Source organism: Enterobacter sp. QK-SA4 (assembly GCF_056856775.1).
This window is the reverse complement of the sequence record NZ_JBXFXH010000001.1, coordinates 1-3,881: the sequence shown is the minus strand read 5'-3', so window position 1 is coordinate 3,881 and position 3,881 is coordinate 1. Positions and strand designations below refer to the sequence as shown.

Sequence of the window (3,881 nt, the reverse complement as noted above, 5' to 3'; positions counted from 1 at the left end):
GCAAAATGGGTGGCTACAGCGTCCGATGAGAAACCGCGGCCATAACAGCGGAGTGACACCGGTAAACCGAAAGGCAGGAATGCGGGGGAGCACGAGGGAGCCACCAGGGGGAAACGCCTGGTATCTTTAAGCCGCATCGGGTTTCGCCACCACTGATTTGAGCGTCAGATTCTGTGATGCTTGTCAGGGGGGCGGAGCCTATGGAAAAACGGCTTTGGCGCGGCCTTATGCTTTCTTCGTTAAGTATCTTCCTGGCATCCCCCAGGAAATTTCTGATCCATCCGTAAGCCCGTCCCGCTCGCCGCAGCCGAACGACCGAGCGGAGCGAGTCAGTGAGCGAGGAAGCGGAATATATTCTGTATCACATTTTCTCCTGACGCGTTTTCTTTCACTTTCTGCGCCTGTCTTATGTGGCATTAATGCTATGTGTTACTGCCATGCTACATCTTAAGCCAGTATACACTCCGCTAGTGCTCCGTGACTGGTCCGGCGCTGCGCCCGGAACCCGCCTGTACCGGTTCAGCAGCCGTTCCGGCCTGACTGCAATTTTTTTTTTTCATCCCTGCCCGCTACCCTGTAAACCTTTCTTCTGCGTTGCCGTTAACAGTAGGTAAGCCATGTTTGGTTTTTCTTCCGGAGCCATGATGACTCTTAGTGATGATGAGCGACACCTGCTTGTGTCCGTTGTTTCGGTCTGGCTACGGCGTGCCGGAGGGGATGCCGGAGCCATGATGCTGGATGCATACCGGCAGATTTTGTCTGAAACCGAACCGGCCGTAAGGACTGTCATGCTCGAATTTCTTGAATCCGTTCGCATTCATTACATTTCGTCCTGAGCATTTTCTGTATTTCTGTCCATACTTAAACGAGGCGGCCGTCACGGACGGTGGTCGTCGTTCCATGATGCTGTTATGGACGAGTGAGAGTAATCTAATCTAACTTGATTGAGTTCCGGGCGTGCCGCCCGGTTTTTTTTGCTGTTTCCCGGTGTCCGTTCCGGGACAGGATGTGCATTTGTAATACCGCGCACGCGCCGGCATCACAAATACCCTGGTCAGGGCTGCGCCCCGACACCCCGCCATCGCCTCACGGCCGCGCACTGAATTGCGCACCCGTTCACCGATTTTCACGCATTTTCCTCGCCTATCTGTGCGTTCAGCATGGCGTAAAGCGCTTCGGCCTGATCGTGCAGGTGCTCACAGCAGCCGGCAGCCTCATCCAGATCCATCTGCTCGAGCCGCTCAAGGAGGAGAAGTGTCTGTGCGCGGATAAATTTGGCCATATTGAGGGCGGCGGATTCCTGTCTGGTCACTGGTGATTTTCCCCGTCTGGTGATGATTTTTGCGTGAAAAGAGCATGGCGTCATTCTGGTGCATAGTCATGCATGCCGTTAAAATTTAACAGGCGCGTTTCTGACGGGTTCCGGGGTGGTTTGTTGTGGTTTTTGTCATGGTTTCGTCAGGAACGCGCTGAACGCGTCTCAGGCGGTGCGGGCAACGGATGTTATGGTAAATTCTTGGGGGCTTGATTATAAAATACCGCACTTCCTCTTATGTCTTGTGCTTTTTAGACAACCCTGAAAGCTTTTAGCTTTGGTGATGCAATTTGCTGGGATTTTGGCGGAGAACCACAGGTAAAGAAAAAGGCCACATTAGCGGCCTTTTTCGGAGAAGATGCTCAGTGCGGAATTTCGGAGACTTCTTTAACGTCGGTTTTATTGATCTGCTGTTTGACACCATTCGCGTCTGTATAGCCAAGCAGGCCTGAGTCTGATTCTTTAGGTTTGCCGTCGCTGACAATAGTGCGACCGTCATTGGTGTGTATGGCATAGCTTGTGCGCGTGCAGCCGGTGAGGGCTGAAAGCGCAACTGCCGCTGCGAACACTGAAACAAAAATCTTTTTCAAAGCCAGCTCCTTTTATCCATATCAGTTTTGGTCACTAACCATCTAACTATAGGTCATTTTTTATGTGAAAAGAGGCTTGATGGTGGGCTGTATATCGAGTTAGGCGCGAGGTGCTATGGTCAAAGTGTGGTGTCAGGCGGGGAGGAGGCTTATATGAGATGTAATCCGGCCGATACATATACCAAGATGATTTAAGTATTCCTCTTTGTGAGGTTGGATGTCTAATTTATAAAGGATCTTCTTGAGATCCTTTTTTTCCGCGCGTAATCTCTTGCCCTGTAAACGAAAAAACCACCCTGGCAGGTGGTTTTTCGAAGGTTAGGTAATCCTGGCAGATCCCCTAACCGTGGTAACAGTCTTGTGCGAGACATGTCACCAAATTTGTCCTTTCAGTGTAGCCTCACTAAGGCCGCCACTTCAAGAACTCTTGAGACATCTCTCGCACATCCTGTTTGCCAATGGCCGTTGCCAATGGCGATTAGTCGTGTCTTTCCGGGTTGGACTCAAGTTGATAGTTACCGGATAAGGCGCAGCGGTCGGACTGAACGGGGGGTTCGTGCATACAGTCCATCCTGGAGCGAACTGCCTTCCCGGAACTGAGTGTCAGGCGTGGAATGAGAAACCGCGGCCATAACAGCGGAGTGACACCGGTAAACCGAAAGGCAGGAATGCGGGGGAGCACGAGGGAGCCACCAGGGGGAAACGCCTGGTATCTTTAAGCCGCATCGGGTTTCGCCACCACTGATTTGAGCGTCAGATTCTGTGATGCTTGTCAGGGGGGCGGAGCCTATGGAAAAACGGCTTTGGCGCGGCCTTATGCTTTCTTCGTTAAGTATCTTCCTGGCATCCCCCAGGAAATTTCTGATCCATCCGTAAGCCCGTCCCGCTCGCCGCAGCCGAACGACCGAGCGGAGCGAGTCAGTGAGCGAGGAAGCGGAATATATTCTGTATCACATTTTCTCCTGACGCGTTTTCTTTCACTTTCTGCGCCTGTCTTATGTGGCATTAATGCTATGTGTTACTGCCATGCTACATCTTAAGCCAGTATACACTCCGCTAGTGCTCCGTGACTGGTCCGGCGCTGCGCCCGGAACCCGCCTGTACCGGTTCAGCAGCCGTTCCGGCCTGACTGCAATTTTTTTTTTTCATCCCTGCCCGCTACCCTGTAAACCTTTCTTCTGCGTTGCCGTTAACAGTAGGTAAGCCATGTTTGGTTTTTCTTCCGGAGCCATGATGACTCTTAGTGATGATGAGCGACACCTGCTTGTGTCCGTTGTTTCGGTCTGGCTACGGCGTGCCGGAGGGGATGCCGGAGCCATGATGCTGGATGCATACCGGCAGATTTTGTCTGAAACCGAACCGGCCGTAAGGACTGTCATGCTCGAATTTCTTGAATCCGTTCGCATTCATTACATTTCGTCCTGAGCATTTTCTGTATTTCTGTCCATACTTAAACGAGGCGGCCGTCACGGACGGTGGTCGTCGTTCCATGATGCTGTTATGGACGAGTGAGAGTAATCTAATCTAACTTGATTGAGTTCCGGGCGTGCCGCCCGGTTTTTTTTGCTGTTTCCCGGTGTCCGTTCCGGGACAGGATGTGCATTTGTAATACCGCGCACGCGCCGGCATCACAAATACCCTGGTCAGGGCTGCGCCCCGACACCCCGCCATCGCCTCACGGCCGCGCACTGAATTGCGCACCCGTTCACCGATTTTCACGCATTTTCCTCGCCTATCTGTGCGTTCAGCATGGCGTAAAGCGCTTCGGCCTGATCGTGCAGGTGCTCACAGCAGCCGGCAGCCTCATCCAGATCCATCTGCTCGAGCCGCTCAAGGAGGAGAAGTGTCTGTGCGCGGATAAATTTGGCCATATTGAGGGCGGCGGATTCCTGTCTGGTCACTGGTGATTTTCCCCGTCTGGTGATGATTTTTGCGTGAAAAGAGCATGGCGTCATTCTGGTGCATAGTCATGCATG

5 protein-coding genes are annotated in these 3,881 nt (G+C 52.5%); 2 read left to right on the top strand and 3 right to left on the bottom strand.

Annotation, left to right across the window (positions count from 1 at the left end; translation table 11 throughout):
• The first annotated feature begins 617 nt into the window (after nucleotides 1–617).
• A complete protein-coding gene (locus tag AC1VYI_RS00025; RefSeq protein ID WP_348560009.1) occupies nucleotides 618–836 on the top strand; it encodes a hypothetical protein in 219 nt (72 codons plus the stop codon).
• Nucleotides 837–1,126: 290 nt separating this feature from the next.
• On the opposite strand, the gene AC1VYI_RS00020 is transcribed toward AC1VYI_RS00025, so the two are convergent.
• Both AC1VYI_RS00020 and AC1VYI_RS00015 read right to left on the bottom strand, forming a co-directional pair.
• Nucleotides 1,127–1,312 (bottom strand): Rop family plasmid primer RNA-binding protein, encoded by a 186-nt coding sequence (locus AC1VYI_RS00020; RefSeq protein WP_013772937.1) that lies wholly within the window; start codon nucleotides 1,310–1,312, stop codon nucleotides 1,127–1,129.
• A 365-nt stretch (nucleotides 1,313–1,677) separates the two neighbouring features.
• The gene (locus tag AC1VYI_RS00015; RefSeq protein WP_021243043.1) at nucleotides 1,678–1,905 is read right to left on the bottom strand and encodes a YgdI/YgdR family lipoprotein; all 228 of its coding nucleotides are present in this window, start codon (nucleotides 1,903–1,905) and stop codon (nucleotides 1,678–1,680) included.
• Nucleotides 1,906–3,111: 1,206 nt separating this feature from the next.
• Here AC1VYI_RS00015 and AC1VYI_RS00010 point away from each other — a divergent pair.
• On the top strand, nucleotides 3,112–3,330 hold the full coding sequence (locus AC1VYI_RS00010; protein ID WP_348560009.1) for a hypothetical protein: 219 nt from the start codon (nucleotides 3,112–3,114) through the stop codon (nucleotides 3,328–3,330).
• Nucleotides 3,331–3,620: 290 nt separating this feature from the next.
• Here AC1VYI_RS00010 and AC1VYI_RS00005 read toward each other — a convergent pair whose 3' ends face one another.
• Nucleotides 3,621–3,806 carry a Rop family plasmid primer RNA-binding protein gene (locus tag AC1VYI_RS00005; RefSeq protein ID WP_013772937.1) on the bottom strand — a complete coding sequence of 62 codons (186 nt, stop codon included), beginning with the start codon at nucleotides 3,804–3,806 and terminating at the stop codon, nucleotides 3,621–3,623.
• Nucleotides 3,807–3,881: the final 75 nt, after the last annotated feature.

Bases quoted from the DNA above. Each gene is read 5' to 3' on its own strand.
- AC1VYI_RS00025 (WP_348560009.1), top strand. From the start codon at position 618: ATGTTTGGTTTTTCTTCCGGAGCCATGATGACTCTTAGTGATGATGAG.
- AC1VYI_RS00010 (WP_348560009.1), top strand. From the start codon at position 3,112: ATGTTTGGTTTTTCTTCCGGAGCCATGATGACTCTTAGTGATGATGAG.